This window comes from Verrucosispora sp. SN26_14.1 (genome assembly GCF_004307965.1).
GTDB lineage: Bacteria > Actinomycetota > Actinomycetes > Mycobacteriales > Micromonosporaceae > Micromonospora.
On sequence record NZ_SISL01000500.1, the window covers coordinates 1 to 4,134 of the forward strand.

Below are 4,134 nucleotides of genomic sequence, written 5' to 3' on the forward strand. Positions count from 1 at the left end.
ATGGGTATACGAGACCGCCGACGGTCTCGGCGGCGAGGGCCCGGCCCCCGGCGGCAAGCCGCTGGACCGCTCCTCGAAGCCGGAGGCCGCCGCCGAGATGGAGGCGAAGTCCCAGACGATGCTCTGACGTGTATCAGGATCGTGGCGGCGTGGCTGTTCGTGCGTCGGCGTGTCGAACAGCCACACCGCCACGATGAGGGGTCTCCCGGCCGGTCACTTGAGGATCAGGCGGTTGGTCTGCTCGAAGACGTCCAGGTCGGCGAGGGTCTCCAGGACGCTCGCGGAGAGCGGCTGCGGCAGCGCCTCGCGGTGGAAGAAGGCGGCGTCGGTGGTCTCCTCGGTGACCCGGGCCAGCCGCCCGTCCCACTCCTCGACCCGGAACGCGGTGGTGAAGATCTGGTACGTGTGGCCGTACATGTTGGTGTTGGTGCGGTCGGGTCCGGTGTAGAGGGCGAACGCGCTGACCCGAAGCGCCCGCAGTCCGGTCTCCTCGCGTACCTCCCGCACGGCGCAGTCGGCGATCGACTCGCCCAGCTCCATCGCGCCGGCGGGCATCGCCCACTGGCCGTTGTCGGAGCGGCGGATCAGCAGGATCCGTGCGTCGCTGTCGCGGACCACGGCCCGCGCGCCGACGAACATCAGTGTCCGGTCACCGGCCAGGGCGCGTAGCTGCCCGACGTACGAATCAGCCCAGGAGATGCTCACCCGGACAAAGTACGGGGGTTCTCGCGATGGATGTGTCGGAACTGGCCACGCCGTAACGTTTCCGGGCGCATCATCGCCGTTAGGAGTGGGCGGCTCTCGAAGACCTCACTCCCGGTGGGTGGCCCCGGCGTTCGCACCGCGCCGGGGCCACCCGTTCCTTTGCGGGGCGACCCGCACAGTCAGTATTGCGAAACTTGTTCGCGTCTGTCCCCGTGATGGGGAAATAATCCCAGCTCAGGCGCTATTCGCTGGTGTCGACCAGGACCTTCCCGACGACCGAGTCCTCCACGGCGCGATGCGCGTCGGCGGTCGCCGACAGCGGAAAACGGTGCAACGGCAGACCGGCCTCCTCGCCCACCCGGATCCCGCCCTGGGCGGCAGCCGCCGCCACGTCCACCACCGCCTGCGCCTTCGCCGCCTTCGGCACGGTGTAGACCAGCACGAACTGCCACCGGGCGTTCGGCACCAGCAGCGGCCCGATCGGCAGGGTCACCTCCGCCCCGCCGTCGTCCGCGTACACGCAGACCACCCCGCCGGGCCGCAGCAGACGTACGTCGGCGGCGGCGTTGCGGGCCGGGGCCACCTCGACGATGCCGTGGACCCCGTCGGGCGCGACCTTGCGGACCTCCTCCACCACGTCCTGCTCCCGATAGTTGATCACTACCGAGGCTCCGGCCGCTGCGGCGAGCTGGGCCTTCTCCGCGCTGCTGACCGTGGCGATCACGCAGGCGTCGGCCCAGGACGCGAGTTGGATCGCCGCGTTGCCGACCGCACCCGCCCCGCCCTGCACCAGCACCGTGTGATCGCTCAACGCGCCCGGACCCAGGCTGTCCGGCAGGTACTCGCCGGAGGTCAGGCAGCGGTGCGCGGTCAGGAACGGGATACCCAGGCAGGCACCCAGCTCGAACGAGGCGTCGCCGATCCGTACCGCCTGCCGCACCGGCACCACCGTGTACTCGGCGGCGGTGCCCCAGGGCCGCTGCCAGGCGGCCTCCCAGACCCACACCCGCTCGCCCACCAGCTCCCGGTCGACGCCCTCGCCGACCGCCTCGACCACCCCGGCGCCGTCCTGCCCGGGCGTCTGCCAGCCCGCCGGCAACGGGCCCTGGCGGCGGGCCTTCCAGTCGGTCGGGTTCACCCCGGCGCAGGCGATCCGGACCAGCACCTCGCCCCGCCCGGGTTCCGGCACCGGCCGATCCACCACCTGGAGCACCGTCGGGTCGCCGGTGCGCTCGTACACGACCGTCCTCATCGCGCCCTCCTCGACTCGGCGTGGGCGCCGTTGGCGTTACCCGACCCGGCGGCACCCATGCCGACGGAGGTCAAGCAGCCGTTCCGAGCACGACCTTCGCGTAGGCCGGAGAGCGGTCGGTGCCGGTTCAGCCGAGCCGGTCGACGAACTCCGGGGTCAGCTCGCCGACGGAGTCGAGCACCGCCGCCGCCATCCGCTGCGCGTCCGGATCCAGCGGGTACGACCCGTGCGGCACCGCCACCACGATCATCCCGGCGGCGGCGGCCGACCGGATGCCGTTGGAGGAGTCCTCCACCGCGACGCACCGGGCCGGGTCGACCCCGAGGCGTTCCGCCACGGTCAGGTACACGTCCGGCGCCGGCTTGCCGCGGGCCGTCTCCTCGGTGGACAACGTGCTGCCGAACTCGCCGGTCAGGCCGGTGGCGGTCAGCGCCGCCGCGATCAGCCGGGTCGGCGACGAACTCGCCAGCCCCAGCGGCCACCGCGCGGCCACCCGGCGCACCACCTCGTCCGCCCCGTCGATCAGCGGTACGCGTTCGGCGTACCGCCGGCTCATCTCCTCGACCACCTCGGTGGCGACCTGCGCGGCGGTGCGCCGTACGCCCAGTTCACCGCTGAGGTACTCGGCCCACTCGCCGGTGCTCATCCCCATCAGGCGGCGCTGGGTGTCCGGCTGCCAGGTCCCGCCCTGCGTCGCCACGTACGCGCGGCGGACCTCCTCCCAGACCGGCTCGGAGTCCACGATCACGCCGTCCAGGTCGAAGATCACCGCATCCACCACGACACCATCCTGCCGCACCCACCGCCGCTTGAAAGGAAGGGCCCCCTGCTAACGCCTCGTGTATAGGAAGGGACCCCTCCTAACATCCGAGCCGCGACGCACCCGGCGGCGTAGGTCGGGCGGTGCGCTGCCGCCTACCGGGCCGGCAGGCCGATCGGGCTGTCCGGCGGGACGACCCGGTGGGCGGCCACGGCGATCGGGTCGAGCAGTTCGCGCAGTCGTTCCGTGAGCGTCGGGCCCAGCGCCTGCCAGGGGCGTGCGGCAGCGTGGTCGGTGGCCTCCTCGACGGCCCGGAAACCGGCGCGACCACGGTCGGTGGGCTTGCCGTCGGGCGTCAGCCAACCCCGGTCGGCCAGCCGCTTCCGCGCCTGCGCCCACTCCTGCTCCGACCAGCCCCGGCCGAGCAGGTTGGCGGGCGGCATGTCGACCGCGACCCGCCAGGCCAGCGCCTCCACCGGATCGAGGTCGGCGGCGACGAGGGCCGCCACATGCCCGTCACCGCGATGCTCGCGCAGGGTGGTGGCGGCCTGCCAGAGCCGGGCCAGCGGGTACTCACCGCGCGGCAGCGCGGCGTTGGCTGAGCCGAGCACCCGACCGGCGGTCCCCGCCTCGTCGGCGGCGGCGGACAACAACTCGGCGGCCTCGGCCAGGTGCTGCTCGGGCAGCTCGTAGACCAGTTCGGCGAGGGCCTGCACCGCCCCGGTCAGGCGGGAGCGCAGTGCCTCCTCGGGCCCGGCCAACTGCCACACGGCGGGCAGGGCCCGCGCCACCATGTGCGGGGCGAAGGTGAAGAAGGCCGCGACCACCGGGGCGGGACCGGTCGGCCCGAGCGGCGCGGCCCGACCGGCGAAGTACCCCCGCCAGTACCCGCGCAGCCCGACCGCCTCGTAGGCGGCGCGGGCGCGCGGGTGGAAGTAGGTGACGGCGTGTACCGGCTCGTAGTGCGTCCACATCAACCGGGCCGTCCGCCCGGGCTCGTCCGCCGTCGCCACCGTCATCTCCTACTGGGCGGCGAGGATGTCCACCACGAAACGCAGCGGACCGGCTGGACGGCCACCCGCGGCGTCGTTGCCGTACGCCTGCTCGGCCGGGATGTCGAGCTGCACCCGGCTGCCGACCTTCACCCCGACCAGGCCCTTGTCCCAGCCCTCGATGACCTGTCCGACGCCGATCGGGAAGGTGGCCGGCTCGCCCCGCTCCCAGGAGGAGTCGAACTGCTCGCCGTTGGCGAAGAGCACGCCCACGTAGTTCGTGGTGATCGACTGCCCGGCGGTGACGGCCGGTCCGGTGCCCTCGATCAGCGGGGTCACGGTGAGCTTGGTCAGCTCGCCCTCGCCCGCGGCCACGGTCGGCTTGGTGCCGAGCGCCGGGTCCGCGCCCTCGGGCAGCTGCGGGG

The 4,134-nt window shown here is 73.1% G+C and carries 5 protein-coding genes; all 5 read right to left on the reverse strand.

Annotated elements, in window-relative coordinates; translation table 11 throughout:
- Positions 1–213: 213 nt before the first annotated feature.
- Positions 214–705, reverse strand: coding sequence for an NUDIX domain-containing protein (locus EYA84_RS27865; protein ID WP_131056843.1), 492 nt, complete (start codon positions 703–705; stop codon positions 214–216).
- Positions 706–946: 241 nt separating this feature from the next.
- Positions 947–1,957: an NADPH:quinone reductase gene (locus EYA84_RS27870; protein ID WP_131056845.1), complete on the reverse strand. Its 1,011-nt coding sequence runs from the start codon at positions 1,955–1,957 to the stop codon at positions 947–949.
- Between the two features lie 127 nt (positions 1,958–2,084).
- The gene (locus EYA84_RS27875) at positions 2,085–2,738 is read right to left on the reverse strand and encodes an HAD family phosphatase (protein ID WP_131056847.1); all 654 of its coding nucleotides are present in this window, start codon (positions 2,736–2,738) and stop codon (positions 2,085–2,087) included.
- A 134-nt stretch (positions 2,739–2,872) separates the two neighbouring features.
- On the reverse strand, positions 2,873–3,691 hold the full coding sequence (locus EYA84_RS27880) for a hypothetical protein (protein ID WP_131056849.1): 819 nt from the start codon (positions 3,689–3,691) through the stop codon (positions 2,873–2,875).
- Positions 3,692–3,739: 48 nt separating this feature from the next.
- A partial coding sequence (locus EYA84_RS27885) for an FKBP-type peptidyl-prolyl cis-trans isomerase (RefSeq protein ID WP_201272498.1) occupies positions 3,740–4,134 on the reverse strand: 395 nt, incomplete at its 5' end.